This window comes from Tessaracoccus terricola (genome assembly GCF_054776555.1).
Map to the genome: position 1 here is coordinate 537,427 of NZ_BAAHBS010000005.1, position 25,381 is coordinate 562,807.

Consider the following 25,381-nt stretch of genomic DNA (forward strand, 5'->3'; position numbering starts at 1 on the left):
GACCGCACCCAATGGCAAAGATCCTTCAGTTCAACGAGGACGCGCGCCGCTCGCTCGAGCGTGGCGTGGACATCCTCGCCAACACTGTCAAGGTGACCCTCGGCCCCAAGGGACGCTACGTCGTCCTGGACAAGAAGTGGGGCGCCCCCACCATCACCAACGACGGCGTGACCGTCGCCAAGGAGGTGGAGCTCGACGATCCGTACGAGGATCTCGGCGCCCAGCTGGCCAAGGAAGTCGCCACCAAGACCAACGACGTCGCCGGTGACGGAACCACCACCGCGACGGTGCTGGCCCAGGCCCTGGTGCACGAGGGGCTGCGCGCGGTCACCGCGGGCGGCAACCCCGTCGGCCTCAAGCGCGGCATCGACAAGGCCGTGGACGCCGTCGTCGAGCGCCTGCGGGAGAACGCTCGCCAGGTGGACACCACCGCCGACATGGCCTCGGTGGCCACCATCTCCTCGCGCGACGAGGAGATCGGTGCGCTGATCGCCGACGCCTTCGACAAGGTGGGCAAGGACGGCGTCATCACCGTCGACGAGTCCAACACCCTGGGGACCGAGCTCGAGTTCACCGAGGGCATGCAGTTCGACAAGGGCTACCTCTCGCCGTACTTCGTCACCGACGCAGACCGCATGGAGGCCGTCCTCGAGGACCCCTACATCCTGATCCACTCCGGCAAGATCTCGTCGATGAACGACCTCCTGCCGCTGCTGGAGAAGGTCATCGGTGCCAAGGGCACGCTGTTCATCGTGGCCGAGGACGTCGACGGCGAGGCGCTGAGCACGCTCGTGGTCAACAAGATCAAGGGCACCTTCACGTCCGTGGCCGTCAAGGCTCCCGCCTTCGGTGACCGCCGCAAGGCCATGCTCGAGGACATCGCCATCCTGACCGGTGGCCAGGTCGTCGCAGCAGAGGTCGGCCTCAAGCTGGACCAGGTGGGCCTCGAGGTCCTCGGCCGCGCCCGCCGCATCGTCGTGACGAAGGACAACACCACCATCGTCGACGGCGCCGGCGAACACGACGAGGTGCAGGGCCGCGTGGCCCAGCTCAACGCCGAGATCGCCCGCACCGACTCCGACTGGGACCGCGAGAAGCTCCAGGAGCGCGTCGCGAAGCTCGCCGGTGGCGTGTGCGTGATCAAGGTCGGTGCCGCCACCGAGGTGGAGCTCAAGGAGAAGAAGCACCGCATCGAGGACGCCGTCTCGGCAACCCGTGCGGCCATCGAGGAGGGCATCGTCTCCGGGGGTGGCTCCGCCCTGATCCACGCCGGCAAGGTGCTGGAGGACGGCCTCGGCCTCACCGGTGACGAGCGCGTCGGTGTCAACATCGTCGCCAAGTCGCTGGTGGAGCCGCTGCGCTGGATCGCCGAGAACGGTGGCGAATCCGGCTACGTCATCACCACCCAGGTGGCGGGCATGGAGCCCGGTCACGGCTACAACGCCAAGATCGGCGAGTACCAGAACCTCATCGAGAACGGTGTCATCGACCCCGTCAAGGTGACCCGTTCGGCCCTCGCCAACGCGGCGTCCATCGCCTCCCTGCTGCTCACCACGGAGACCCTCGTGGTGGACAAGCCGGAGGACGAGGAAGACAACTGATCGACTCCGTCGAACAGAGCAAGGGGCCCCACCGCGAGGTGGGGCCCTTTCTGCGTGCCAGGACTCAGATGATCCGGTGCATCCAGTCGTGCGGGTCGGGGCGCAGGCCGTACTGGATCTCGGTGAGCTCGCGGCGCAGGTCCAGGGTCACCCGTCCCGGTTCGCGGCCGCCCACCACGTGCTCGCCGGCCGAGTCCTTCAACGACGCCACGGGCGTGATGACTGCCGCGGTGCCGCAGGCGAACACCTCGGTCACGGAGCCCTCGTCGATGCCGTCGTAGAGCTCGTCGAGCGTGATGCGTCGCTCCTCCACGGGGAGTCCGCGGTCCCGGGCCAGCTGCAGCACGGCGGAGCGGGTGACGCCCTCGAGGATGGTGTCGGTGAGCGCGGGAGTGGTGAGGGCGCCGTCGGCGGTCACCACGAACAGGTTCATGCCGCCGAGTTCCTCCACGTAGGACTGCTCGGTGGCGTCGACGAAGCCCACCTGGGAGCAGCCGTTGGCCTCCGCCACCTGCTGGGCCAGCATCGAGGCGGCGTAGTTGCCGCCGCACTTGGCGAAGCCGGTGCCGCCGGGAGCGGCCCGGCTGTAGTCGCGGGTGAACCAGATGTCCACGGGCTGGACGCCACTGCCACCGAAGTAGGCGCCGGACGGGCTGGCGATCACGGCGTAGGTGACCCTGGTGGACGGCTTGACCGCCAGGAAGGGGCTCGAGGCGAACATGAACGGGCGCAGGTAGAGGCTCTGCTCCGCGCCGCGGGGGAGCCAGTCGGCGTCGGCCCGGACCAGCTCGTCGACGCTCCCGAGGAAGTCGTCCACCGGCAGTTCGGGCAGACCCAGACGGCGACAGGAACGCTGGAACCGCTCGGCGTTCACCTCGGCCCGGAACCGCCACACGGACCCGTCGGCGTGCCCGTAGGCCTTGAGGCCCTCGAAGGCTTCCTGGGCGTAGTGGAGCACCGCGCTGGCCGGGTCCAGCACGAACGGCGCGTACGCCTCCACGCGGTGTCCCTGCCAGCCCTGTTCGAGGGTCCAGTCGACGCGCGACATGTGGTCGCTGAACCTGCTGCCGAAACCGGGATCGGCCAGGATTGCCTCCCGCTCCTCCGCGCTGCGCTCGGTTCCGCGCTCGATGGTGAATGTGGTCATGCGTGCCTTCCTCCGCTCCGACGACGTCGTGGTCGGCGCCTGGGACGTAGCTTGCCGTGTCCCGGTCCCGAACGCGACCGGGAGCGGGCGACCGTCGGCGGACCGGGGGTTTCACCTGGTAGCGAGCGTGGTCGGAGAGCCCGTTCGAGCGGGGTAGACTCGGGCAGGTCCGACTCGGGAGGAGACCCACACTTTGTCCGCACTCACTGGCTCCGGAGTCCCAGGCCCCTTCGAGGCTCTCGGGCTCACTTTTGACGACGTACTGCTGCAGCCGAACGAATCCGACGTGATCCCCTCGGAGGCGCAAACGCAGACCCAGCTGAGCAAGCGGATCACGCTGAACATCCCGCTCGTGAGTGCCGCCATGGACACCGTCACCGAGACGCGCATGGCCATCTCGATGGCGCGCGAGGGCGGCATGGGGATCCTCCACCGCAACATGTCCATCGAGGACCAGGCGCACATGGTGGACCAGGTCAAGCGTTCCGAGGCCGGCATGGTCCTCGACCCCATCACCATCGGCCCCGAGGCCACCCTGCGCGAGGTGGACGAGCTGTGCGCCACCTACCGGATCTCCGGCGTGCCGGTCGTGGACGCCGACGGAGCCCTGGTGGGCATCATCACCAACCGTGACCTCCGGTTCGAGACCGACGGCGAACGCCGCGTCGCCGAGGTCATGACCAAGCAGCCGCTGGTCACCGCCCCCGAGGGCATCTCGAACGCCGACGCCATGGGCCTGCTGGCCAAGCACAAGATCGAGAAGCTGCCGATCGTCGACGGTTCCGGACGGCTCACGGGCCTGATCACCCTCAAGGACTTCGTCAAGGCGGACCAGTACCCCAACGCCACCAAGGACCCCTCCGGCCGCCTGCGCGTGGGTGCCGGCATCGGCTTCTTCGGTGACTCCTGGGAGCGCGCCATGGCCCTCGTGGAGGAGGGCGTCGACGCCATCATCGTGGACACCGCCCATGGCCACAGCCGCGGCGTCGTGGACATGATCCGCCGCCTCAAGGCGGAACCGCTGGCCAAGGACGTCGACATCATCGGCGGCAACGTCGCCACCTACGAGGGCGCCCGTGCCCTGGTGGAGGCCGGGGTCGACGGTGTCAAGGTGGGCGTCGGCCCGGGATCCATCTGCACCACCCGCGTGGTCGCCGGCGTCGGTGTCCCGCAGATCACCGCCATCCACGACGCGGCCCGCGCCTGCAAGCCCGCGGGAGTCCCGCTGATCGGCGACGGCGGCCTCCAGTACTCCGGAGACATCGCCAAGGCCCTGGTGGCCGGCGCCAGCTCCGTGATGCTCGGCTCGCTCCTGGCGGGCTGCGAGGAGAGCCCCGGTGAACTGGTGTTCATCAACGGCAAGCAGTTCAAGAGCTACCGCGGAATGGGCTCCCTCGGCGCGATGGCCGCCCGCGGCCGCAAGGCCTCCTACTCCAAGGACCGCTACTTCCAGGGCGACGTCAGAAGCGACGACAAGCTGATCCCCGAGGGCATCGAGGGCCAGGTGGCCTACCGTGGCCCGCTCGCCGCCGTCGCCTACCAGCTCGTCGGCGGCGTCCGCCAGGCGATGTTCTACTCCGGTGCCCGGACCGTGCCCGAACTGCAGGAGCGTGGCCGATTCGTCCGCATCACGGCCGCAGGTCTGCGAGAATCCCATCCGCACGACATCCAGCTGACCGCCGAGGCGCCCAACTACTGGTCGCGCTGACCAACCAGGAGAGATCTTCCGCATGTACGAGTTTGGACGCAGCAAGGGCGTCAACCGCGCCTACAGCTTCGACGACGTCGCCATCGCCCCGGCCCGCCGCACCCGCAGCGAGTCCGAGGTGGACCTCTCGTGGCGCATCGACGCAGTCACGTTCGACGCGCCGATCGTGGCCGCGCCGATGGACTCGGTGATGTCCCCGGCCACCGCCATCCGCATGGGGCAGCTGGGCGGGCTCGGCGTCCTCAACCTCGAAGGGCTGTGGACCCGCTACGAGGACCCCACCCCGCAGTACGAGCAGCTGACCGCCACCATGGACCAGGTCACCGCCACCCGCCGCATGCAGCAGATCTACGCCGAGCCCATCAAGCCCGAGCTGATCGAGCAGCGGCTCACCGAGATCCGCGAGGCGGGAGTGCCCGTGGCGGGTGCGCTGTCCCCGGCCAGGACCCAGCAGTTCGCCGACGTCATCGAGCGTTCCCCCATGGACTTCTTCGTGATCCGCGGCACCACCGTCTCGGCCGAGCACGTCGACAGCGGGGACGACTCGCTGAACCTCAAGGAGTTCATCTACCGGCTGGACACGCCCGTGCTGGTGGGGGGCTGCGCCACCTACCGGATGGGCCTGCACCTGATGCGCGCAGGCGCCGCCGGTGTGCTGGTCGGCTTCGGCGGCGGGGCGACCCACACCACCCGATCGGTGCTCGGCATCGAGGTCCCCATGGCATCGGCCGTCGCCGACCTCGCCGAAGCCCGTCGTGACTACCTCGAGGAGTCCGGCGGTCGATACGTCCACCTGATCGCCGACGGTGCGGTCGGCCGCTCCGGCGACATCGCCAAGGCCATCGCCTGCGGGGCCGACGCCGTCATGGTGGGCTCGCCCCTGGCCCGCGCCACGGAGGCCCCCGGGCGCGGCTGGCACTGGGGCCCCGAGGCCTGGCACGAGAAGCTGCCCCGCGGCGAGCGGGTCTTCTTCGACCAGGTCGGCTCCTTCGAGGAGGTCGTAAGCGGCCCCTCGCACGTGCCGGACGGAACCATGAACCTCGTCGGTGGCTTGCGCAAGGCCATGGCCCTGACCGGCTACACCGACGTCAAGTCCTTCCAGCGCATCGACCTGCTCGTCCACTGAGCCATGGACCGGGAAGAGGCGCTGAAGGCGCTGGCGGAGATGCGCGGCAGCATCGACAACATGGACTCCGCACTCGTGCACCTGTTGGCCGAGCGCTTCAAGGTGACCCAACGTGTGGGACGGTTGAAGGCGGCGGCGGGCCTGCCGCCGGCCGATCCGGAGCGGGAGGCGGCGCAGATCCGTCGCCTACGGGCGTTGGCCGTGGACGCTGAACTGGACCCCGAGCTGGCGGAGAAGTTCCAGAACTTCATCGTCGCCGAGGTGGTCCGGCACCACGAGCAGATCGCCCAGGAGCAACGGGACTGAGGCGCGGCCGGCTTCGTCACGCGCGCGGGGGAGCGGTCGATGCCCGGACCATCAGTTCGTGTCCCAGCCACACCTCCAGTGGCGGATCCTCGACGGGGGCCAGGGCGTTGCGCAGTGCGACGCGGCCCAGTTCGCCCAGGCCCAGCCGCACGGTGGTGAGGGCGGGGGAGAGGTCCTGCGCGACAGCGATGTCGTTGAAGCCCACCACCGACACGTCCTGGGGCACCCGCAACCCGAGCTCCCGAAGAGCGGCGATCGCGCCGACCGCCATCGCGTCGTTCAGCGCCACGACGGCGGTCACCTCGGGGTGGTCGCGCAGCAGTGCGAGCGTGGCCTCGTGACCGCCCTCCCGGTGGAACGGCGCGCACCGTGTGGGCAGCGCCTCCATCGCGATGCCCGCCCGCCCCAGCGACTCCCCGAGCCCGGCCATCCGGTCCGTGATGGCCGTCAGGTCGCGGTTGCCGCGCACCAGTCCGATGCGGCTGTGTCCCAGCCCCACAAGGTGTTCACCCAGGGTCCTGCCGGCCGCCACGTTGTCCGGCCGGACGCTGGCGGCCGGGAAGTGGTGGCGTCCGATCAGTGAGACGATGCCGCCCAGGCCTTGGAATCGTTCGAGGGCGGCACCGAGGCCGGGGTGGTAGTCCTGCCCGTCGAGCCCGGAACCGGCGACGACGACGGCCCGCACCCCGCCGGAGATCAGGAGTTTGGCCTGCTCCACCTCGGAGGCCGGGTCGCGCCCGGTGTTGGCGAGGTGGACCGAGACCCCGGCCCGCGCGGCCTCGTCCATGACCCCACTGGCGATCTCGGAGAAGTAGGGGTCCCCGATCTCGTGCACGAGCAGGCCGACGGTGTTGGAGCGGCCCGAGGCCAGGGAACGTGCCTGCTCGTTGACGACGTAGCCCAGGTCCTCGGCCACTTGCCGGATCCTCCGGGCGAGCTCCGGGCCCACACCGGGGCGACCCGTGAGGGCGCGCGAGACGGTGGCGGTGGACACGCCGGCCGTCCGGGCGACGTCGACCAATCGCGGGCGGCGCGGGCCGGTCACCACTGGACCCACGTGATAATAATCCGGAAAACGCTTGCCGTCGTCGAGCTCATCTGCCTAGTATGGCCGGACGCGTTACGTAAGCGCTTACGTTCAAGGAGGAACGCATGACCAGAAGTATCCGGAAACTCGTTGCAGCCAGTGCAGCCGTGAGCATGCTGGCGCTCGGCGCCTGCAGCGGCGGCGGCGAAGATGGCGCCCAGGGAGAGGGTGAGGAGGCGACCGGACCCATCAAGATCGGCATCTCGCTGCCGCTGACCGGTGACTTCTCGGAGCCCGGCAAGGGCGTCGAGCGGGGCTACGAGGCGTGGGCCGACTACGTCAACGAGAACGGGGGCCTGCTCGGCCGACAGGTGGAGCTGCTCATCCTCGACGACCAGTCCAACGCGGACCGCGTGGCCTCGGACTACGAGAAGCTGATCAACGAGGACGGCGTGGACCTGGTCTTCGGTCCGTTCTCCACCCGTCTGGTGGTCCCGGCCGCGCAGGTGGCCCAGGACTACGGCTTCCTGTTCGTCGAGCCCGCCGGCGCAGCCGCCGAGATCTTCACCCAGGGCTTCGACAACCTCTTCTACGCCGCACCGGCGATCGCGCAGGACCACTACAACCACCTGGCCGACCACCTCGAGTCGCTGCCCGAGGACGAGCGGCCGCAGACCGCGGCCATCGCGTCGATGGACGACCCGTTCGCACAGGGCACCGCCTACGGCCTGCGGGACCGGCTGGCCGAGATGGGTGTGGAGATCGTGGTCGACGAGGTCTACCCGCCCAACACCACGGACTTCTCCTCGATCGCCGCGCAGATCGAGGCCAGCGGCGCTGAAATCGTCGTGGGCGGAACCCAGTACCAGGACGCGGTGAACCTGATCATCGCGCTGCAGCAGCTGGACTACCAGCCCAAGCTGGCCGCCTTCTCCACGGCTCCGACCAACCCGGAGTTCAAGACCACCTTCGGCGAAGCGGCCGAGGGGATCCTGGCTCCGACCGGATACACCCCCCTGGCCTCCTACCCGGAGAACCAGACCTTCGTGGAGTTCTACAACGGCATCCACGGCGAGGACCCGGCAGAGGACGAGGCGAACGCATGGACCACCGGCGAGGTGGTGGCTGCCGCGGTCGAGGCCGTGGGCTGCGCCAGCGCGGACCCCGAGTGCCAGCAGCAGCTGATCGACTGGCTGCGCACCAACGAGGTCAACACCGTGGTGGGTCCCCTCAGCTGGGACGCAGAGGGCCGGCCCCAGTCCGCCCACCTGATCCAGCAGTACGTCGATGGTGAGATCAAGATCGTCCTGCCCGAGGACGCCGCCGAGGCGGAGCTGATCTACCCCAAGCCGGAGTGGTGATGGAACTCCTCTTCCAGAGTCTCGTACTCGGGATCCTGCTCGGCGGCCTGTACGCGTTGCTGGCCGCCGGGCTCACCCTGTACTTCGGCGTCATGAGGGTTGTGATGCTGGCCCACTCGGCCTTCCTAATCCTCGCCGCGTACCTGGCCTGGTGGTTCAACCTGACCACCGGGCTGGATCCCCTGCTGTCCATGCTGGTCACCGTTCCCCTGTTCTTCTTCATCGGCTGGGGCCTGCAGAAGTTCCTGCTCTCGCGGCTGAAGCCCGCCACGCTCACCATGATGTCGGTGCTGCTGACCTTCGGCGTGGCGCTGGTGATCGAGGGCCTGCTGGGGTTCGCCTTCACCGGCACCCAGCGCAGGATTCCACTGTCGTACGCAGCCTCGAGCATCGAGTTCCTCGGCGCGCGCATCGCGACGGTGAAGCTGATCGCGTTCGCGCTGGCCGTCGTCGCCCTCACCCTGCTGTTCGTGGTCATGCGCCACACCCGGTTCGGGCAGGCGCTGCGCGCCACGATCCAGCACAAGGAGGCGGCGGAACTGGTCGGCATCAACACCTCCCGTGCCGCCGGCTTCGGCTTCGGCCTGGGCCTGGCGACCGCTGCGGTCGGCGGCACGGCGCTCTCCCTGGACGCGACGATCTACCCGTCGCTGCACTGGCACTGGATCGGCCCGCTGATGGCGATCATCGTCGTCGGCGGCCTGGGCAGCATCCCCGGTGCCGCGATCGCGGCAATGGTCCTCGGCATCTCGCAGTCGCTGCTGCAGATCCCCCTCGGAACCACCTGGGCGCAGACGGTCTTCTACGCCGTGCTCTTCATCACCCTGGTGTTCCGCCCCAACGGATTCTTCGGAGGTCGTCTTGCGAAGCGATTCTGACACCCTGACCATCCCCGCAGCAGTCTCGACCGAGCGGCTCGACCGTCGTCTGCAGCTCGGCAAGGTCGCCCTGGTGGCCCTCCTCGCGGTCGCACTCCTCGGCTTCCCGCTGCTCGGGGTGAACTCCTTCATCATGTCCGTGGCGGTCGTCGTCATGAGTTACGCCTGCTTCGCCACCGGCTGGAACTTCTCCGGCGGCTTCACCGGCTACATGTCACTCGGACACGCCAGCTACACCGGCCTGGGCGGCTACGCCACCGCGCTCCTGATCATCAATCAGGGGGTGCCGCCCTGGATCGCCCTGTTCGTCGGCGCGGTCCTGGTGGCCGTGATCTCCATCCCGCTCGGCTTCGCGTCGTTGCGGGTGCGGGGCGCGTCCTACGTGATCGTCTCGCTGGCGCTGGTGCTGATCCTGCTGCTGGTGTTCCAGAGCTGGTCGTCCCTGACCGGCGGCTCGAACGGGCTCCGGGTCCCCCGGCCGTTCGGGCCGGAGGTCCTGCGCCCGGAGCAGCACATCCGGTTCTACTACCTGCACATCGCGCTGCTCGTGGTGATGCTGGTGCTGTGGTGGGCCATCGACCGGTCCCGGTTCGGCTCGGGCCTGCGTGCCATCCGGGAGGACGAGGACAAGGCCCAGAGCCTGGGCATCTCGACGTTCAACTACAAGCTCGGGGTCTACGCCATCTCGGCCTTCTTCACCGCCCTGGCCGGTGGTCTCTACGCCCTCTGGTTCGGCTTCCTGGACCCGATCTTCCAGTTCTCCATCCTGATCGGCTCCTACATGATCCTGATGTCCCTCCTGGGTGGCATCCGGTCGCTGTTCGGACCGTTGCTGGGAGCGATCGTCGTGGGTGTCGGGCTGGAGTTCTTCAAGGCCCAGTACGGCGACACCCAGTTCCACCTCGTCGCGCTCGGCCTGCTGCTCGTCGTCGTGGTGCTGGTGATGCCCGAGGGGATCATCCCGACGGTGGCCGCGCAGCTGAACCGGCTGCGTCCCGATGCCACCTCGATCCGGGAGGAGACCGCCGAGGAACTGGCCGAACGCCGGCGCTCGGAGGCAGAGGCGGCGGCCGGCCGGGCCGCCGGCGAAGAGAACCCGACACCCCAGGGAGGTGCCAAGTGAGCCAGACCACACAATCATCACGCGTGGCGGTGGATCCGGGCGGCGAGGTCGGCCTCTCCGTGCGAGACCTGCGCAAGTCCTTCGGTGGGGTGCACGCCGTCAACGGTGCCTCCGTGGACTTCCTGCACGGCCGGATCAACGCCCTGATCGGGCCGAACGGCTCCGGCAAGACGACGTTCTTCAACTGCGTCACCGGCATGATCAAGCCCGACGAGGGCCGGGTCTCCTACCGCGGCCACGACATCACGGGCAAGCCCGCGAACCGGGTGGCGGCGGCGGGGATGGGACGCAGCTTCCAGCTGTGCCGCATCTTCCCGCGCATGACGGTGCTCGAGAACATGCTGGCCGGTGTCCGGCCGCGTGGGGTCGTGGACTTCATCACCTCCGGGCGCAAGCGGCAGGACCTCGCGAAGGCCAGGGACCTCCTCACCAGGGTGGGCATCGACCACCTCGAGAACTCCGAGGCCCGCGACATCTCCTACGGCCAGCAGAAGCTCCTGGAACTCGCAGGGGTGCTGATGACCGATCCGGAGACGATCATGCTCGACGAGCCCGCCGGCGGTGTGAACCCGGCGCTCATCGACAGGATCGCCGTCCTGATCCGGGAGCTCAACGCAGAGGGACGCACCTTCATCGTCGTCGAGCACAACATGGAATTGGTGATGTCCCTGAGCGACCACGTCGTCGTGCTGGACAGGGGAGCGCCGATCGCAGCTGGTCCGCCGGACCTGGTGCGCAACGACCAAGCAGTACTGGAGGCGTACCTCGGTGTCTGATTACTTGCTGGAGATGAATGACATCCAGGCGGGCTACGGCAGGGCCGCGCTGGTGCTGCGTGGGCTGAGCGTCAAGGTCCCTGCCTCGAAGATCGTGTGCCTGGTGGGTCCCAACGGTGCCGGCAAGTCCACGGTGTTGAAGGTGGCCTCCGGAATGCTGGTGCCACGCTCGGGCGAGATCGTCGTGGACGGCGTCGACGTGACGGGGCAGGGTCCGCAGCAGATGCTGGCCAGTGGCCTGTCGCACGTCATCCAGGGCCACAGCGTGTTCCGCGAGATGACGGTGGGGGAGAACGTCCAACTGGGCGCCTTCTCGGTGCGCGACCACAAGTTCGTGAGCGAGCGACTCGACTACGTCAAGGAGCTGTTCCCGCTCGTGGCGGACCGTTGGAACTCACTCGCCGGCGCGCTCTCGGGCGGCCAGCAGAAGCAGGTGGAGTTCGCACGCTCGCTCATGGTGGAGCCGAAGGTCATCCTGCTCGACGAGCCGTCGATGGGACTGGACCCGAAGGCCACCGGGGTGATCTTCGAACAGATCGTGCGGATGCGCGACGCCGGAACCGCGGTGCTGGTGGTGGAGCAGAACGCCCGACGAGCACTGGAGATCTCTGACATCGGGCTGGTGCTGGACCTGGGCCGCGTGCACATCAGCGGGCCCGCCGCCGAGCTGTTGGCGGACCCGAAGCTGGGTGAGCTCTACCTGGGGGGTAGACCCCACTGATCCTCGGGGTGCCGGCGGCGACGGTTCCATAGCCAGAACCCGACACCGCCGGCCGCGAGCACCGTCACCGTAGCGATCAGGGCCACCGGGGAACCGGAGGCCGACCCGCTGACCGGTGGGTTGGTGGTGACTCCCAGGTCCGCGACGGCGCCCGGCTCTGGCAGCGTGCACCGGCGCTCGTCGGTGGTGTTGTAGCACCAACCCTCCAGGGAACCCGGCCTGGGCGTCCGGTTGGTTGGGCCCTTGTCCGCGAAGACCCAGGGGCCGGCAGGCTCGGAGTGCCAGTATTGCCAGAACTGACCGGTGAACCGTCGCGGACACTCCGCCGGATTGCCCGCCACGGAACAGATCACGCCGCCGCGGGAGGTCTCGAAGTCCAGGCCCCCCGCCCGGAGCGCGGCTGCGCCCGAGGCGGGGGTCCCCACGCACTGGTTCGCCAGCACCCGGCCGGTCTCGTCCTGCACCAGCAGCCACACCTGGCCGGTGCTGGTGCAGGACTCGACGTCGTGGCCGCCGCCGTCCGCCCCGGCCGCCAGGGCGGGTGCCAGCACCAGCCACCCGAACAGGACGACGCGGAGCAGCAGGCGGCCGTGGGTCACTGGAACCGGACCATGTTGTTGAACTGCCAACCGCTGACCTGACCGAACCGCACGGCCTCGCCCTCAGGCGCGACGTTGCCGTGGACGGTGGCCCAGATGTAGCTGCGGCACCCGCCCCGGCCGGTGGCCGCAGTGTCGCACTCGGTGTACCAGCGGCGTCCGTCATCGGCGGTCCAGCCCTGCGGGGCGTTGTGGTTGCCGAGCGGGTTGTTCGCCCACAGGCTGCGCGGACCGGCCGTGTAGGTCAGGTTGTTGAACACCCAACCCGTGGTCTGGACGAAGCTGCCGTCGACCAAGGTGACGCTGGATCCCCAGATCTCCGTGCGGCAACGCTGCACCTGCGAGTACGGCTCACACGTGGTGTGCCAGAACCTGCCGTTGACGTAGTGCGTCCCCACCGTGGTGTAGAGGTCCACAGGGCCCGCGCTGGGCTCGGAGGTGACGGTGCGGGTCACCGTTGGGGTGGAGGTCGGGTCCGCCGTTACGGTCTCGGTGACAGTCGGGGTGGCCGTCGGGTCCGCCGTTACGGTCTCGGTGACAGTCGGGGTGGCCGTCGGGTCCGCCGTTACGGTCTCGGTGACAGTCGGGGTGGCCGTCGGCTCCGCGGTGATGATCTCCGTGACAGTCGGGGTGGACGTGGGCTCGGCCGTCACGGTCTCGGTGATCGTCGGCGTCGGCTCGGGGGTGCCCTGCTTGAACCGCAGGTTGGTCACCGACGCGTTGTTCCAGACGTCGGTGGCCCGGATGGAGATCACGTGGTCACCGGGGGTGAGGTCCGCCACCGTGTAGGTGAAGGTGGAGGCGTCCCAGCCCGACGGCTCGGGGCACTCGGCCCAGTCGGTCTGGTCCAGCCGGCACTCCAGCGTTGCGCCCAGGTCATCAACGCCGAAGGTCACGGTGGCCGACGTGCCCTCCACGAGGGCAGGCGGTGCGCTCTGGATCTCGAGCACCGGGGCGGTGACGTCGACGCCGTCCACGAACGTCGGCCCCAGCTCGGGCGGGCTCATCAGGTCGGACAGGTCCACCCAGCGCCAACCCTCCACGGATCCGACGGCCGGGGTGCGGTTGCCGACGCCCAGCTGGGAGTACTCCCACAGGCCGCCGGGCTCGGCGTGCCAGTAGGACCAGTAGCCCACGAACCAGCACTCCGGGTAGCCCCCGGACGGGACCCGATCAATCGTGCAGACCGTGCCGGGGTAGGCCCCGTCGGCACCCTCGTTGATGGCGAACCCGGCGTTGGCCAGGGCGTCGAAGCCGTCGACCTGCTCACCCTCGGCGCAGCCGGCGATGACCTGGTCCTGTCCCTCAGGGGTCTTGTCGCCGAAGTCGATGACGACGCTCACGCCGTCGGTGGGGGAGTCACAGACGCCCTCGAGGGTCTTCGGCAGCGTTCCCGGCGTGGTGACGGTCTCCGTGACGGTCGGGGTGCTGGTGGGCTCCACGGTGACGGTCTCGGTCACGGTGGGGGTGCTGGTGGGCTCCGCAGTGACTGTGACCGTCACCGTCGGTGCAGGTTCGGGCTGGGCCGTCACCCGGGCGTGGGCGTAGGACTTGCCGGTCACACCAAAGATGGCCTGCAGGGTGGCCATCAGGTTGTCCCTGGTTCCATTGTGGGTGTTGGACCAGGCCACACCGCTTGCTGTGAGCCCCTGCTGGGAGACCAGGTACGCCTGCGTGGAACCGATGTCCTGGCCCGCCTCGCTGAGTGCCCCGCCCAGAATGCCTGCTGCGTTGGCCGATGAGTACGTGGCCCAGTACTGGTTGCCGAACTCGTCAACCCTCTGGTTGTCGCTGTGCTGTGCCCAGCCGATGGCCGCCTCGAGCGCCGCCTGGGCCCTGGCCTGGAGGTCGCCGGAGGAGTTCTCCGCGGTGAGCAGTAGTGCGGAGATCGCCAACCCGGTGTAGTCCGGGTCCCCCGTGGCAGGATTCGCCGTCCAGCCGAAACCGCCGTGGGTGCCCTGGTTGCGCAGGATCTGGTCGGTGAGCCACGCCAGGTCCTGCTCCGGCAGGTCCGCGTCGAGACGCAGCAGCGCAATCACGCTCAGGTGGTGGCCCCAGGCCTGCCACCGACCGGTCATGCCCGCCACCGGTTCGCGATGGTTCGCAGCCCAGGCCAGGAGCTCCGCAACGATGTCGCGGCCCTCCCAGAAGTTGGCAGGGTCCACACCGGCGGCGTCGAGCGCGAGGGCCACCTTGGCCATGGCGTCGATCCGAGTGGTGGTGGGGTTGACGTCGAAGTAGGCGGGACCCTGGTCATGCAGCGCGCCCACCATCTCCGCGATGGTGTCGTGGTGCAGGTCTGCCGACGACAGGGCCAGCACGAAATCGGACAGGCCACCGCCGTCGGAGGTGACGTAGTTGCCGGTGTCCCATTGTTGTTTGATCCAGTCCGCCGCCTTGGCGACGCTCTGTTGGGTTGCGGTATCGGCCTGTGCGGGCACGGATGCCAGCCCTCCGACGACGGCCATCACGAATGCTGTGAGGATGGCGAGCAAGGCTTTCCTGGTTCTCAAGGCAGCCCTTTCTGTTGGTGTTGGGTTGGTTGTCAGGTCTGGATGGTTGGGTGTGGACCGCCGATCTGGTGGGGGAGAGCGGCTGGCACGATGAAGGGAGGTCACCACGTTCGCCTCCCGTCTCCGGGGGGCTCGGAATCGCGGTCCTCTCCCGCCTCCCGGAACTCGCGCTGCGCCTGTCGCTGCCGCTCCTGCAGTTCCTGCTCGCGGGTGCCGTCGGAGCTGGGATCGGGCTTGTCGTCGGCAGGTGGCGGGTTGCCCGTGCGCTTCGCCTCCAGCCGCTCCCGGGTGGCCTCCAGTTGCTCCTGCTGGGACTGTGAGCCGTCCTGGCTGGGTGACTCGTCGGGGCAGTCCGCCGCGGCCAGCACGGCGTCTGCCTCCAGGTAGCGGGTGCGCGCCGCCTGCGCGTCCTTGCCCGCGCGGGAGTCGGCGTCGGCCTCCAGGGTCCAGGCCCAGTTCAGCCTCACCATGCACTGGTGCTCCGACGGCGCCAGCTCGGCCGCCGCCGCGAAGTCCGCGGCAGCCTCTGCGTGGCGTTCCAGGCCGTGGCGGGCCACGCCCCGGTTGAACGGTGCGATCCACCGCTTCACGGCGAGCACGTCGACGGCCGTGGAGTAGCGCTGCTCGGCCAGTGCGGGATCACCGGACTCCCACGCCCGGTTCCCGAGCTGCACCACCACCAGCTGGGTCCCCAACCAGCCGGCCAGCACCACCAGCACGGCGGCGGTGACGGGCAGCCAGACCGGCACCCCGGGCCGGCGAGGTGATTGACGGGTCCTCATCGCACCAGTTCCTTTCGGGCGGCGGCCAGGACGGCCGTGGCGTGCCACAGTTCCCAGCACGCGAGCGGGAGGAGCGCCAGGGCCGCCAGCCAGGTCACGCTGACCACCGCGCCCCCGGTGGCTTGCTCCACGCTCGCCTCCGGCGCGCCCGGCCAGAAGCTGAGGCCGCCGGGGCCGGTTCGGGCCCGGAACGTACCGCCCAGCTCGTCTGCGATCTGCTGCAACCGGGTGGGGTCCATCCTGGAAATGGCGGGTTCGCCGTCGGCCAGCACCAGCTCGTCGGTGCCGGGGTGCTGGGCCATCTGGCCGCCCGTGGTGGTGCCGTAGCCGAGCACCAGGGCGTCCGTGACCAGTTCCCCGGCGGGGGCGAAGCTGTTCGACTGCTCCGGGCCGGTCTGCTCGCCGTCGCCGAGGTAGACCAGGTAGCGGGTCGCCTCAGGGCGGGCCGTGGCGGAGTCCTGGAGCATCTCGAGGGCGAGGTCCGCGCCCGCGGTGACGTCACTGCCGGAACCGAGGGCGGCCTCCCGCCAGCCCATGGTCTCCGCGAGGGTCCGGAGGGCGGCGGGGTCGGTGGACCACGGCAGCGCCACCCGGGCCTGGTTGTCGGTGGTCACGACGGTGTAGCGGGCACCCGGGTGCGCCCTGGTGAGGGCGGCGACATCCACGGCCACGCCCTCCATCCGGGGCTGCAGGCCCGCGTAGTCGAGGGCGCCCATCGAGGTGGTGCGGTCCACCACCAGCACGATGTCGGTCCCCGCGGGCGGTGGGGAACTGGACTCGGGTTGCTGGAGCTGGAGGCCCACCACGGCCACCAGCAGCAGCATGGCCAACCGGCGCCAGGTAGACGCGCGGCGCCACGCCCGGTGCCGGTGCGTCGTGATGCCCCACAGTGCGAGCAGCAGCAACACCGCCGCCAGGATGGGCCAGATGGGTGCCATGGTCATGCGCGCCTCCTGCCGACGAGCCGGGAGGCCAGCAGCAGGGCCAGCCCGGTGACGCAGGTCGCGGCGCCGGGGAGGGCGAACTCCGCCAGCCGTGTGCGCGGCCCGGACTCCAGCCCCACCCGTTCCTGGGCCCGCACGGCCTGCTCCACCGCGGTGGTGTCCGCGCCGTCGGGGGTCAGCAGGAGGAGGTCGCCGCCGGTGCGCCGGACGACGTCGCCCAGCTCGTTGGTGGCTGCGGCGCTATTGTCCGCGGGCACGATTCCGAACACCATGATCCCGGCGGACCGCGCCTGCCGGGCGGCCTGGGCCAGGGTGAACAGGGGCGTGCCGGAGACCTGGTTGTCCGTTGCCAGCACGATGGTGCGGGACCTGCTGGTCTCCACGCGGTCGAACCGCTGCACGCAGCTGGCGAGCCCGTCGCCGATCAGGGAGGTGCCGAGCCCGTCGAGCTGGGTGCCCGGCACCACCTGACCCAGCTGTTGCGCGATGCCGGAGACGTGCTCGTGGATGAAGTCCGCGTCGTCGGTCAGGGGGAACACCGTGACCGCGGCCGCGTCGAACACCACGAGCCCGATCCGCTCCCCGTCGAGCTCCTCGGCCAGCTCCAGGTAGGAGGCCACCACGGCATGGTTGGTGGCGGCCATCGAGCCCGAGACGTCCAGGCAGAGCACGATGTCACGGTTGCGGGCAGTCCCGGAGTCCATGGTGGCCCGGACGGGCTGCGCCACCAGCAGCGCCACGCCGAGCCCGAACACCACCGTCCCCACCAGCCCCAGCGCCAGCGCCCGCACCTGTTGCCGGGCCAGGTGCTGGTAGCGGGGAAGGCTGCGGACCCGGTCCAGGTGCGAGGCCGGCAGGGAAGTGGCGGGGAGGCGTCGACCCCGCCCCCGCACAACCGCTGCCACGCCGGCGAGGAGGAGCGCCACCACCGCGAGGACCCCGAGCCAGGGCAGCATCACCTCCATGCCGCCACCACCTCGCGTGCCCGTTCCGCGAAGCCGGCCACGTCCGGGTTCGCGCTGGGGGAGAAACAGGCGGCCCGGATCTCCGCGGTGAACCGGGCCGTGGGTTCGAGCCGGTGGTCGGCCAGGGCGGCCAGGCGCAGTTGGGCGGCCGTGGAGAAGTCAGCGTCACCGTCGCCGGCCTGCCCCGTGAACGAGCGCACGAGCCGGCTCAGTTCCTGGCAGGTCTCGGTGGCCGAGGCACTGCCGGCGTCGTGGGCGGCCAGGGCGGCGTCGATGGCGGCGAGGCTCTGTTGGCGGAGGCCGGCCACGGTGGGGACCCGGGGCGCAGGCCGCCGTGACCGGGCGCGGAGCACGAGGGCAACCACCACCAGGGCGACGGCGGCCAGGAGCAGGCCCGCCACCAGTGCCCACCACATCGGGTCGGGGGCCACCGGCGGGTACAGCAGGTCATCGTCGGACACGCGAGCTCCCCCTCACCAGTTCCAGCACCGCAGGCAGGGCCTCGGCGGGCGTGCCCACCTCGACGTGCCCGATTCCCAGGGCCGCCAACGTCGAGTTGCGCGCCGCGGTGCGCCGGGCACGGTCCTGGTTGATCTCGGCGGCCAGCTCGGGGTCGGTCAGGAAGGACGGCTCCAGCGCAGCAGTGGTGCCGACGGCGTGGACCCCCCGCTCGGCAACCCCCGGCGCGGTGGGGTCCAGGTCGGTGACCGTGACCACCATGACTTCGTGCTGCGCGGCCAGTCGCCGCAGCACCGCGAGTGTGGGGGCGTCCAGGTCGCCACCGTCGCACACCACCGCCACCAACCCGCGGCGGCGGGTGGCGGAGGCGGTTGCCTCCAGGAGGGCGGTGAGGTCCGCGGGGGCCGTGGTGGGCAGGCTCGCCTCCTCGATGCTGGCCAGCATCCGCTCCAGCTCGACGTCGCGGTTGGAGGGTCGCTCCACGCGGGCGCGGGCACCGTCCCACCAGGCCATCCCCACCAGGTCACCGTGGGCGGTGGCCAGGGCGCCGAGCGTCCCGGCCGCCTCGATGGCCACGTCGCTCTTGGGGATGCCCGGCCGGGCCAGCGCGGCCAGGTCCCGCCCGGTGGCCACCACCAGCATCAGCGTGACCCGACGCTCCGCGAAGTGCCGCTTCACCAGCAGGGAGCCGTGCCTGGCGGACGTGCGCCAGTCGATGTCGGCGACCGGGTCACCGACGACGTAGGCGCGCAGGTCGTTGAAGTCCATGCTGTGGCCCACCTGCGTGGAGGCGTGGATACCGCCGCGCAGACCGACGGTGCGTCGGCGCATCCGGAGCGCCAACGCTGTCTGGATCCTGGGAACCCTGGCCATGTCAGGGGGTGGGAACCTGCTCGAAGACCAGGTCGATCAGCTCGTCCGGGTCCGTGCGCTGCGCCATGGCCTCGAAGGTGAGCAGGATGCGGTGCCTCATCACGGGGTGGCGCAGGGCCACCACGTCGTCGGGCACCACGTGGTCCCGGCCGGCCATCAGGGCAAGGGCGCGGGAGGCGTTCAGGAAGGCGATGGTGCCCCGAGGACTGGAGCCGAGCTCGATCAACCGGGCCTGCTCCGAGGGCAGGTGAGCCGCCGGGTCCCGGGTGATGCCCACCACCTCGACGATGAACCGCTTGACAGCCGGGTCCACGTGGACCCGACGCACCAACTGCTGCAGCCGGAGCACGTCGGCGGGCGTGGTGTCGGGATCCGGCTGCGTCTGCAGGTCGATCCGGTCCGTGCGGCCGAGGATCTCCAACTCCTCCTCGGGCGTGGGGTAGTCGATGACCTCCTTCAGCAGGAACCGGTCCAGCTGGGCGTGGGGGAGGACGTAGGTGCCCTCCTCCTCGATCGGGTTCTGCGTGGCCATCACCAGGAACGGGTCCGGTAGCGGGTACGCCTGCCCGCCGATGGTGGTCTGCCGCTCCTGCATGGCCTCGAGCATCGCGGACTGGGTCTTGGCGCTGGCCCGGTTGACCTCGTCGAGGAGGACGAAGTTGGCGTGCACCGGGCCCAGCTCGGTGCGGAACTCGACGGTGCTGGGATCGAACACCTGGGTGCCGACGATGTCGCTGGGCAGCAGGTCAGGGGTGCACTGGATGCGGGCGAAGCTGCCAGAGACCGAGCTGGCCACTGTGCTCGCGGCCAGGGTTTTGGCGAGGCCGGGGACCGACTCCAGCAGCACGTGGCCCCGGCCCAGCAGCGCCGCCAGCAGTGCCGTGCGGAGCTTCTTCTGCCCCACGACGGTGGCTGCGAAGTACGCCTCCATCCGGGCGACGGTCTCCCGCGCCCAGCCCAGCTCCTCGGCGTCGATCCCCGATGGTGTGGTGCTGTCAGGACTGCTCATTCGGCTTCTCCTCGTAGTTCGGTGTGGCGGCGCCTCAGCGCCGAGGGGTTGAGTGGTTCGGGTTCGAGCTCCCAGCCCGTGGTGTCGGGGACCGGGGCCCAGGCCTGCCGGAGCGCTCGCAGCAGCGGCAGGCCGAGGCACAGCAGCAGCAGCGCGACGGTGGCGCCGCGGGTGGTGTCCACCGCCAGAGAGGTGTCTGCGCTGTAGGCCCACAAGGCCCTGAGCTGGTCCAGCGGTCCCGCCCCGGGGATGCTGGCCCCCACCCGGACCGACTCCTCGACGGCCCAACCGGTGAGGTTCAGCAGCAGCCCGGAGAACACCCCCATCGGCACGCTCATTGCCGTGGCCAGCAACCAAGCGGGCACGTCCGGGACCCGGCGCAGCAGCCCCCCGAGGAGGCCCCACAGACCCCACACCAGGAGCTGCCCGGGCAGTGGGGCATCGACGGTGCCCGAGGCGACGGCTGACGCGGCGCAGGCCACCAGCCCGGTCAGGAAGCCGGCCGGTGCACCCAGAACCATGCCCGCCAGCAGGGGGCCGGCGAACACCGGCTCCACGCCGGTGACGCCGGTGCCCAGCAGGAACCTGGCGGCGACGGTTGCCGAGGCCAGGAGCACCACGGGTGCCAGGGCTGCGAGCCTGCGCCGGGCGTCGAGCCAGATGCTCCAGCCCAGCACGAGCGCCAGCGAACCGAGCGCGGCCAGCACCCACCCGGTGAGCTCCTCCTGCTGAGGGCGGGTTGGTGCGTTGGCCGAGGACCAGATGGGCCAGCAGAGCCAGGCTGCGCCGGCGAGCAGCCAGATGATCATCGCCAGTGGTGACAGCACCCCGGAAGTGGTGCCCTGCACCCGCCAGATGTCCCTGCGGCTCATAGCGGCACCACCTCGGCCAGCGACGGCAGCAGCTGCTCCAGGGCGACGACGTCGGAGCCGGTGGCGCGGGCGAGCAGCGGCGGCTGGGGGATGTGGCGGGCCACCGCCTCGGGCGTGCCCAGCGCCGCCACCCGGTTGCCGTCGCAGACCAGGAGCCGGTGGCAGGCCGCGAGCAGGAAGTCGTGGTCCCGGGACGTGAGCAGCCTGGGCGCAGGTTGTGGCCGCCGCAACTGGTGGGCGAACTCGGCCGTGCGCCTTGAGTCCAGCATGGCCTGTGGATGGGGGAGCCACAGCGCCACGGGGCAGCCGGCGGCCATCGCCGTGCGGAGGTTCGCGACGTCGCCGGAGCCGTGGCGTGCGAGGGTCCGTTCCGGCCGGAGCGCTGCTGCCCCAGAGGCGTCGAGGACTGATCCGGGGGACAGGCCCACGGCCTTCTCCCACCCACGGGCTAGCTCACCCGTGGGCACGTCGGAGGGCAGCGTGGAGGGCAGCTGCCGGGCACCTCGGAGGGCCTGCACGAGGCGACGGGCGACGTCCTCGCCCCGGCCGTCGAGCCGAATGATGCCCAGCGTCTCGTGTTGGCCCAGCTGCAGTTCGCCGTCGCCCTCCAGCCCGAGCGCCGAGTGCCTGACGCGGATGGCATCCAGCAGGGGTTCGTGGCTGCCACGCCTCGGTGCGGCGACCGGTAGGACCTGCTGGGCTGCTTGGCGCATGGTCTCCGGGGTGCGGTGCTGGAGGGCGGGCAGCCCGAGCGCGCGAGCCATAGTCAGCAGTACTGGTTCCCGCACCGTGAGCGGCCGCCAGTCCCCGGCAGGCTGGTGGGCGGCCAGCTCGCCGCGGCTCAGCTCCAGGAAGCCGTCGGCCACCTCCCACAGCTCGTCAATGCCGTGGTCCGCCCACAGCACGCACCGGCCGGCGTCGGCGAGCCTGCGCGCCTCGGCGAGGAACTCCTCACGCAGGGCTGGCCCGCACGGCGTCAGCACCTGGTCGATCGCCACCACCCCCGGCAGCCGGGCGTGCCGCAGCTGCGCCAGGCAGAGGGCGGAGCGGGCATCGGGCGGCAGCGTCGCGACCAGGCGGTCGCGCCACCGCTCCAGCCCGAACTCGGCGAGTGCGTCGGGGACCCTCGCCTCCGGCTGCCATGTCGCCAGCAGCTCGGCCACCGTGCCCGCGCCCAGTCGGGTGGGGGAGACCAGCCGCACACGACGTGCCAGTTCGCCCGGCGTCGCGCGGGTGGCGGCGATGCCGGACACGTGCAGCCGGCCCTTCACGGCCGACCCTGCCGGCAGCTGTCCCGCAATGGCGTTCAACAGCGTGCTGCTCCCGGCGCCGGTGAGCCCGACGACGGCGGTGATCCCCTCGGCGAGGCTGAACGTCAGGTCCCGCAGCACCACCCCTCGGCCGGGGAGCGAGCAGGAGAAGTCAACCGACTTGATCATGCGCCACCTCCTTCGGCTGGGCGCGGTCCCGGCGGCCCGTCAGACTGACGGCAACCATCACCGCGAGCGGGACTGTCAGCACCGTCGCCACCAGGGGGAGCGGGACCAGGCCCCAGGTGCCCGGCGCGGGCTCCAGCTCCGACGGCAGTACCAGGCTGGTGCGCAACAGCCAGCATCCGGTCAGGACGGCGGCGGCGAGCACTGCGGGCACGTCGTGCGGGCCCACCCGGAGCACCTGCGCGCGGGGCGCCGGTTCGAGCTCGGCCAACTCCGCCGCCCGTCGCAGCAACCCGGACCGCAGCATGCCGCCGGTCCGGCGGCCGTGCGTTCGCGCCCGGGCCACCTCCACCTCGGTGGCCGCCGCGGCATCGCCAAGGCGGCAGATCGGGGCAACCAGCGGGGCCAGTCCGCCCAGCAGGCTGGCGGCCAGCGCGTGCCAGCGGGCACCCCCTACCACCTGTCCGAGGACCCCCAGCACCAGCACGACGGCGACGGCACGCATGGCGCCGACCACGCCGTCGGTGAGCCCCGTGATGGTCAGCGGCCCACCCAGGGCGATCCCGTTCGTCGCGGCCCAGGCCGGGCGCTGCCACAACAGGGTGCCGCCGTGGTCCCCGGCCAGCACCAGCGTGAGGGCGGCCCAGAGCACTGCCAGGGTGATGCCGGCAGAGACTGCGAGCCGGAAGGCCGCCCGCCTCGGGCCGCCCGCCGCGGCTCCGGTCATCACCAACGCCACCACGGTGGCCACCAGCAGGACGGGATTTCCGGTGCCGAGGATGATCGTGGCCAACGCGACGCCCAACCAGAGCCAGACCAGCGGATTGGACTCAGGCATCTCCCCTCCTGAGCTTCGCCGAGCGGTTGGCGATGGGGATGCCCGCCGCCACCACGAGCAGCCCAGCCGCTGCCACCACCACCGAGACGGTGCGCACCGTTCCAACGGGGTGTTCGGCTGCGGCAGGCGGCGGTGCTGCGCCGAGGGACTCGACGCCCACCGGCTGGCGGCGTTGCTGCGGCACGCCGTCGGCGGTGGGGATGGCCTCCCACTCCGAGACCACCAGGCCGGCGGTCTGGTTGACCAGCCGGAACGGGTACGGCTCCGCCTTCAGCCCCTGGGGCATGAAGTAGGTGGTGCTGGATATCTGGTCGGCCGGGCCGGAGGCGACGCCGTCGGCTGCGGTGACGTCCTGCCAAAGCCCGTCGTCAGCAAGGTATTCGACGGTGAACCAGGAACCGGGGATGGATCCCGTGTGGTGCAACTCCAGGGCTGCGCCAGCCGGCTTCTGAGTGGCGTAGCCGTCGCCCAGCACCGCCGGGCGGCGGGTGCCGAAGGGCAGGATGGTCCCGACCAGCGAGGTGTCCAGGTCCTCCATCCCCGCGGTCCCCACCACTGCGAGGCCTCCCGGGTGTTCGGTTTCGATGGCGGCGATTCCCAGCTCACCCTGTGCGATCCCGCTGCTGGAGGTGAACAACTCCCCGGTGCTCGCCACCTGCTCGAGCCCCGCGAACGCACCCTCGGCATCGGTCACCACCAGGTAGGCCACCACCTCCACGCGCACGTTCGGGTTACCCACCACGCTGACGGGGGTGGGGGCGCCCTCGCGCATTGTGTCCGAGGCGACGTCGATCCGGCACTGGGCCGCGCCGTCGCAGAGCTGGTGCGCCTGCTCCGTGGGATCGGCAAACCCCTGTTGCGGGAGTGCCGCCAGAGCTGCCGCGGCCAGGGCTGCTGCTACCAGTGCCCGCGTCGTTCGGAGGGCCCGTCTCACTCGTCCTCCCATCGAGAAAGGATCGAGGCTGCCTCGCGCCGGGAGCGCCACAGCCAGACTGCGGCGCCAGCCATGGCTGCGGTGGCCAGTCCGCCTACCAGGGCGCCGCTCCAGCGCGGAGCGGTGGCCGCGCCCGAGGCGGCATCCGTGACCCGCTCGGCCTGCTCCTGCGTCCGCACCCGCTCCTCTGGCTCGGGAGGCGCGGAGCCGAACTGCGTCGGTTCGGGGGTGGGAGTGGGTGCTGCCGAGGGCGGCTCGGGGGCTGGCTCCGAGGGCTGAGTGGGCTGGGCCGACGGCGGGGTGGTGGGCGTCGTCGTCGGAGTGGTGGGACGGGGACGGCTGGTGGCCGGGGGAGTCGGACGTGGCGTCGGGTCCGGCTGCGACGTCGTCGGATCGGGCGACGACGGAGTCGGGGCCGGGTCGCCGGGCTCGCTTGGCTCGGGCTCCTCGGTGGGGTCGGGACTCGCCGTCGGTTCCGGTTCCCCGCTCGGATCAGGATCCTCGGAGGGTCCGTCGGTATTTGTGGGCTCGGGTTCGGGCCAGACTGGGACGCCCACCTCTGGAGCATTGGGCCTTGGCTGGTTGGGGGTGGAACTGCCCTCCTCGGTGATCGTTACATCCCATGGCGACCTCGGCATGTCCGCATCACTGGGGACCAGCTGGAACGAGCCCTCAGTCGTGGGTTGCGGGACTGTGTAGGTGATGGTTCTCTCCCAGTCCGGGGGAGCGCTGGCACGTACCGGCTCGTGGGAGACCACCTCCCAGGCCGCATCCGGGGAGGGGCGGAACTCGAGCTGGTACTCCACCGTCGGGGCACCGCCAAGGAAGGTGACAGTGGCCTCCGCGCCCGGGATGGCACCCTCGTCCAGGCCCTCGCCCAGCACGAACGGAATGGCATGCGCCATCGGATACACCTCGCCGAAGAGCTGCGAGAAGTCGGTGGTGTCTGGCGGGAGGTCCGCGACGCTCACGAGTCCGTATCCGCTCTTGGGCTGGGTGTCCGGATCGATCGCGTTGAACTCGGTGACCGAGGGGGAGTAGCCGTCATCGCCGATCGTGATGTCATCGGTGGTGCGGTACTGGCTGATGCCCACCACCTGACCGTCCTCGAACAAGATCTCGTACATCGCCAGTTGCACGGTGGCCCCTGGATTGCCCTGGAGGAGGACCTGCTTGGTCTGGGAGCTCAGGAAATCAGGCGTGCCTCCTTGCCACAAGATCCGGCACTGGGAGGCGCCGCGGCAGAGTTGGGTGGTCTGCTCCGTCGGCTCTGCAGCAGCCTGTGGGAGCCGCAGCCACCCGGCGCCCACCACGCCCAGCACGAGCGCGACGGCCAGTGCCGTGGCGCCCGTGCTGAATCGTGGGCGAGTGCGGGATGCCATG

At 70.5% G+C, this 25,381-nt stretch carries 24 protein-coding genes; 9 read left to right on the top strand and 15 right to left on the bottom strand.

Annotated features, from left to right (window positions below):
* Window positions 1–11 precede the first annotated feature (11 nt).
* Complete coding sequence (gene groL / locus ACYU7G_RS12385) at window positions 12–1,601, top strand: chaperonin GroEL (RefSeq protein ID WP_461108245.1); 1,590 nt, start codon at window positions 12–14, stop codon at window positions 1,599–1,601.
* A gap of 64 nt (window positions 1,602–1,665) precedes the next feature.
* On the opposite strand, the gene ACYU7G_RS12390 is transcribed toward groL, so the two are convergent.
* Window positions 1,666–2,748, bottom strand: coding sequence for a branched-chain amino acid aminotransferase (locus ACYU7G_RS12390; protein ID WP_461108247.1), 1,083 nt, complete (start codon window positions 2,746–2,748; stop codon window positions 1,666–1,668).
* Between the two features lie 193 nt (window positions 2,749–2,941).
* On the opposite strand from ACYU7G_RS12390, the gene guaB reads away from it, so the two are divergent.
* From guaB to ACYU7G_RS12405, 3 genes are read left to right on the top strand one after another with little or no spacing between them, the layout of a single operon-like run.
* Window positions 2,942–4,456, top strand: a complete 1,515-nt coding sequence (gene guaB, locus ACYU7G_RS12395; RefSeq protein ID WP_461108249.1) for an IMP dehydrogenase — start codon at window positions 2,942–2,944, stop codon at window positions 4,454–4,456.
* Window positions 4,457–4,478: 22 nt separating this feature from the next.
* The gene (locus ACYU7G_RS12400) at window positions 4,479–5,582 is read left to right on the top strand and encodes a GuaB3 family IMP dehydrogenase-related protein (RefSeq protein WP_461108251.1); all 1,104 of its coding nucleotides are present in this window, start codon (window positions 4,479–4,481) and stop codon (window positions 5,580–5,582) included.
* A 3-nt stretch (window positions 5,583–5,585) separates the two neighbouring features.
* The gene (locus ACYU7G_RS12405; protein WP_461108253.1) at window positions 5,586–5,888 is read left to right on the top strand and encodes a chorismate mutase; all 303 of its coding nucleotides are present in this window, start codon (window positions 5,586–5,588) and stop codon (window positions 5,886–5,888) included.
* 16 nt (window positions 5,889–5,904) lie between these two features.
* On the opposite strand, the gene ACYU7G_RS12410 is transcribed toward ACYU7G_RS12405, so the two are convergent.
* A complete protein-coding gene (locus ACYU7G_RS12410; RefSeq protein WP_461108255.1) occupies window positions 5,905–6,933 on the bottom strand; it encodes a LacI family DNA-binding transcriptional regulator in 1,029 nt (342 codons plus the stop codon).
* 107 nt (window positions 6,934–7,040) lie between these two features.
* Here ACYU7G_RS12410 and ACYU7G_RS12415 point away from each other — a divergent pair, with 107 nt between their 5' ends.
* The 5 genes from ACYU7G_RS12415 to ACYU7G_RS12435 are packed head-to-tail and all read left to right on the top strand — an operon-like array spanning window position 7,041 to window position 11,774.
* A complete protein-coding gene (locus ACYU7G_RS12415; protein WP_461108257.1) occupies window positions 7,041–8,276 on the top strand; it encodes an amino acid ABC transporter substrate-binding protein in 1,236 nt (411 codons plus the stop codon).
* Window positions 8,276–9,154 (top strand): branched-chain amino acid ABC transporter permease, encoded by an 879-nt coding sequence (locus ACYU7G_RS12420; RefSeq protein WP_461108259.1) that lies wholly within the window; start codon window positions 8,276–8,278, stop codon window positions 9,152–9,154. Before ACYU7G_RS12415 ends, ACYU7G_RS12420 begins: the two co-directional genes overlap by 1 nt.
* The gene (locus ACYU7G_RS12425) at window positions 9,138–10,277 is read left to right on the top strand and encodes a branched-chain amino acid ABC transporter permease (RefSeq protein WP_461108262.1); all 1,140 of its coding nucleotides are present in this window, start codon (window positions 9,138–9,140) and stop codon (window positions 10,275–10,277) included. The genes ACYU7G_RS12420 and ACYU7G_RS12425 overlap by 17 nt, the downstream gene beginning before the upstream one ends.
* Entirely contained in the window at window positions 10,274–11,053 is a 780-nt protein-coding gene (locus tag ACYU7G_RS12430; RefSeq protein WP_461108264.1) for an ABC transporter ATP-binding protein, read from the top strand. Before ACYU7G_RS12425 ends, ACYU7G_RS12430 begins: the two co-directional genes overlap by 4 nt.
* Window positions 11,046–11,774: an ABC transporter ATP-binding protein gene (locus ACYU7G_RS12435; protein WP_461108266.1), complete on the top strand. Its 729-nt coding sequence runs from the start codon at window positions 11,046–11,048 to the stop codon at window positions 11,772–11,774. The genes ACYU7G_RS12430 and ACYU7G_RS12435 overlap by 8 nt, the downstream gene beginning before the upstream one ends.
* Here ACYU7G_RS12435 and ACYU7G_RS12440 read toward each other — a convergent pair.
* From ACYU7G_RS12440 to ACYU7G_RS12500, 13 genes are all read right to left on the bottom strand, one after another.
* On the bottom strand, window positions 11,750–12,373 hold the full coding sequence (locus tag ACYU7G_RS12440) for a hypothetical protein (protein WP_461108268.1): 624 nt from the start codon (window positions 12,371–12,373) through the stop codon (window positions 11,750–11,752). The two genes, ACYU7G_RS12435 and ACYU7G_RS12440, sit on opposite strands and share 25 nt — an antisense overlap.
* Window positions 12,370–14,868 carry a hypothetical protein gene (locus ACYU7G_RS12445; protein ID WP_461108270.1) on the bottom strand — a complete coding sequence of 833 codons (2,499 nt, stop codon included), beginning with the start codon at window positions 14,866–14,868 and terminating at the stop codon, window positions 12,370–12,372. Before ACYU7G_RS12445 ends, ACYU7G_RS12440 begins: the two co-directional genes overlap by 4 nt.
* A gap of 119 nt (window positions 14,869–14,987) precedes the next feature.
* A complete protein-coding gene (locus ACYU7G_RS12450; protein ID WP_461108272.1) occupies window positions 14,988–15,668 on the bottom strand; it encodes a hypothetical protein in 681 nt (226 codons plus the stop codon).
* Window positions 15,665–16,612, bottom strand: a complete 948-nt coding sequence (locus tag ACYU7G_RS12455; protein ID WP_461108274.1) for a vWA domain-containing protein — start codon at window positions 16,610–16,612, stop codon at window positions 15,665–15,667. Before ACYU7G_RS12455 ends, ACYU7G_RS12450 begins: the two co-directional genes overlap by 4 nt.
* Entirely contained in the window at window positions 16,609–17,577 is a 969-nt protein-coding gene (locus tag ACYU7G_RS12460) for a vWA domain-containing protein (RefSeq protein WP_461108276.1), read from the bottom strand. The genes ACYU7G_RS12455 and ACYU7G_RS12460 overlap by 4 nt, the downstream gene beginning before the upstream one ends.
* Entirely contained in the window at window positions 17,568–18,038 is a 471-nt protein-coding gene (locus tag ACYU7G_RS12465; protein ID WP_461108278.1) for a hypothetical protein, read from the bottom strand. The genes ACYU7G_RS12460 and ACYU7G_RS12465 overlap by 10 nt, the downstream gene beginning before the upstream one ends.
* Window positions 18,025–18,909, bottom strand: a complete 885-nt coding sequence (locus tag ACYU7G_RS12470) for a DUF58 domain-containing protein (protein ID WP_461108280.1) — start codon at window positions 18,907–18,909, stop codon at window positions 18,025–18,027. The genes ACYU7G_RS12465 and ACYU7G_RS12470 overlap by 14 nt, the downstream gene beginning before the upstream one ends.
* Before the next feature lies 1 nt (window position 18,910).
* Complete coding sequence (locus ACYU7G_RS12475; RefSeq protein ID WP_461109581.1) at window positions 18,911–19,993, bottom strand: AAA family ATPase; 1,083 nt, start codon at window positions 19,991–19,993, stop codon at window positions 18,911–18,913.
* Window positions 19,915–20,790 carry a hypothetical protein gene (locus ACYU7G_RS12480; protein WP_461108282.1) on the bottom strand — a complete coding sequence of 292 codons (876 nt, stop codon included), beginning with the start codon at window positions 20,788–20,790 and terminating at the stop codon, window positions 19,915–19,917. The genes ACYU7G_RS12475 and ACYU7G_RS12480 overlap by 79 nt, the downstream gene beginning before the upstream one ends.
* Window positions 20,787–22,229 (bottom strand): ATP-binding cassette domain-containing protein, encoded by a 1,443-nt coding sequence (locus tag ACYU7G_RS12485; protein ID WP_461108284.1) that lies wholly within the window; start codon window positions 22,227–22,229, stop codon window positions 20,787–20,789. Before ACYU7G_RS12485 ends, ACYU7G_RS12480 begins: the two co-directional genes overlap by 4 nt.
* Complete coding sequence (locus ACYU7G_RS12490) at window positions 22,213–23,064, bottom strand: hypothetical protein (protein WP_461108286.1); 852 nt, start codon at window positions 23,062–23,064, stop codon at window positions 22,213–22,215. Before ACYU7G_RS12490 ends, ACYU7G_RS12485 begins: the two co-directional genes overlap by 17 nt.
* On the bottom strand, window positions 23,057–23,998 hold the full coding sequence (locus ACYU7G_RS12495) for a hypothetical protein (RefSeq protein ID WP_461108288.1): 942 nt from the start codon (window positions 23,996–23,998) through the stop codon (window positions 23,057–23,059). The genes ACYU7G_RS12490 and ACYU7G_RS12495 overlap by 8 nt, the downstream gene beginning before the upstream one ends.
* Window positions 23,995–25,380: a hypothetical protein gene (locus ACYU7G_RS12500; protein WP_461108290.1), complete on the bottom strand. Its 1,386-nt coding sequence runs from the start codon at window positions 25,378–25,380 to the stop codon at window positions 23,995–23,997. Before ACYU7G_RS12500 ends, ACYU7G_RS12495 begins: the two co-directional genes overlap by 4 nt.
* Window position 25,381: the final 1 nt, after the last annotated feature.